This is a genomic window from Mesorhizobium sp. M7A.F.Ca.ET.027.03.2.1, from assembly GCF_003999175.1.
Classification (GTDB): Bacteria; Pseudomonadota; Alphaproteobacteria; order Rhizobiales; family Rhizobiaceae; genus Mesorhizobium.
In genome coordinates this window covers 1-1,602 of sequence record NZ_RZOM01001241.1, presented here as the reverse complement: position 1 = coordinate 1,602, position 1,602 = coordinate 1, and the positions used below count along the sequence as shown (strand labels likewise).

The 1,602-nt window shown below is 63.3% G+C and carries 1 protein-coding gene; it reads right to left on the bottom strand.

The window, feature by feature from the left end; all coding sequences use genetic code 11:
- Window positions 1–1,602, bottom strand: a 1,602-nt coding sequence (locus EN750_RS33410; RefSeq protein WP_145968157.1) for a beta-L-arabinofuranosidase domain-containing protein, incomplete at both ends; no start/stop codon positions are given.

The window sequence follows — 1,602 nt, the reverse complement described above, 5'->3', positions numbered from 1 at the left end:
CCGCGCGACAGCGCGACGCGGCCGGCATCCTGGCGCACCTGCGGGTTGGCATAGAGCCGCTCGATCGGCATTTCGAGATCGAGCCGGATATTGTCGGCCTTCTTCCATGTCCGCTTGATCGCGGCGTAGCCGTTGCTGGTGATCTCAGCCAGCTTGATGGCTTCGCCGTTCACCTTCAACTGGGCACTGGCGCTCCAGGCGGGAATGCGCAGGTGCAAGGTCAATTCGACCGGCGCCTGCGGTTCAAGCGTGATCTCGACGGCGCCGTCCCATGGATACCTGCTCGCCTGTGTCAGGCTGACCGGGACGCCCGATATGTCGAAACGGGCGGTCGAGTCGCCATAGAGGTGGATGGCCAACGCATCGTCGGCCAGGCTGTAGAAATAGCTGCCGATCGAGGCGACCATGCGACCGATATTGGGTGGGCAGCACGGGCAGCGGTGCCATTTCCACCTGTTGTGCTTGCCCCGGCTTTCCAATGGATTCTCGTAGAAAAACAGCGAGCCGTCGAGCGACAGGCCCGAGATCGAACCGTTGTAGAGGGCGCGTTCCATCATGTCGGCGTAGCGGGCGTTCGGCCCCATGCCGAGCATGCGGCTGGCCCAGAACACCAGGCCCACCGCTGCACAGGTCTCGGCATAGGCGCTCTCGTTGGGCAGGTCATAGTCGCTGGTGAACCCCTCATTGTGCGCCGATGGCCCGAGCCCGCCGGTGATATAGAGGCTCTTGGTGGTGAGATCGTCCCACAGAAGGTCGAGCGCCGACCGCAGCGTGTCGTCGCCATATTCGGTGGCGATGTCGGCCATGCCGGAATAGAGGTACATCGCCCTGACAGCATGGCCGACGACCTTGTGCTGTTCTCGCACCGGGATGTGCGATTGGCTGTATTCATAGGTCTTGAAATGATAGGCCTTCGGCTCGGCTCCGCGGGCGCGGGCCTCCTCGTCGAAATAATGCGGCTGCTGCCCGCGCTGGTCGATGAAGTATCTGGCCAGCTCCATGTATTTCCGCTCGCCGGTCACCCGCGCCAGCTTGACCAGCGCCAGCTCGATCTCCTCATGTCCGCAATAGCCCTTCTTCTTGCCGGGCTCGGGGCCGAGCACCGACGCGATATGGTCGGCATAGCGGCACATGATGTCGAGCAGCTTGCGTTTTCCCGTCGCCTGGTAATAGGCGACCGCGCCCTCGATCAGGTGGCCGGCGCAATAGAGCTCGTGGCAGTCGCGCAGATTGGTCCAGCGCTTGCCGGGCTGGATGCGCTGATACCAGCTCGAGAGATAGCCGTCCTCCTGCTGCAGCTTGCCATACATGTCGATGACGGCATCGATCTTCCTCTCCAGTTCGGGGTTCTTGCGCCGGTAAAGCGAATAGGCCGCAGTCTCGATCGTCTTGCCGAGATCGGAATCCCAGAACATCTGCGTGGTCACCGTCGATCCAGTGAATTCCGCGCCCTGGCGGTCGGCTTCGTCGGGGGAGGGCGAGTGGAAGGGGATGACTATGCCGGGCGAGGGGCGGTCCGGATCTATCTGCTCCAGCATGCGCGCCTCGACGCAGCGCTCGTAGAGGATATCGGCGGTGCGGGGGGCGACAGCGTCGGCGCGG